General features: G+C 56.9%; 1 pseudogene. It reads left to right on the forward strand.

The annotated features are described in order from the left end of the window. A pseudogene (locus A3754_RS27140) lies at positions 1-413 on the forward strand (patatin-like phospholipase family protein); the annotation flags it as partial. Between the last annotated feature and the right edge of the window lie 90 nt (positions 414-503).

A 503-nucleotide genomic window follows, 5' to 3' on the forward strand; every position in this document is an offset into this window, starting at 1 on the left:
CACAGGTGTTGGGCCACGTTCTGAACAGTGTGTTCGTGGATACGCTGGAAGGGGATGTGGAGCGGCTGGAACGAATCAACCACACCCTGTCTGCGCTGGGCGAGCGCACCCGCAGAAAGCATGGTATCAAACTGCGCGAAGTGGACGTGCTGAAGATTTATCCCTCGCGGCCCATTGATGAAATCGCAGCGGAGCATATCCGTGAATTACCCCGGACCTTGCGTTTTTTTCTGCGCAGTTCCGGCGCGACCCGTTCCCCCGGGGCCAGTGCCATGAGTTATCTGCTGTTTGAGCCCGGTTTCACCAATGCCTTGATCGAGATGGGGCGCAAGGACGCCATGGCCCGTAAAGAGGAGATCATGGTGTTTCTTAACGATCAGCCGTTAATGGAAGCGGCTTCCGAAGAGCCGTAACGGTGTTTGCGGCGGAAGTGGCTGACAAAGCTGGTGGGGAAGTCAGTGATGATGCTGTGCACTTTCAGCTTGGCCAGTCGTTCGGCTTCG

Source organism: Alcanivorax sp. HI0083 (genome assembly GCF_001635175.1).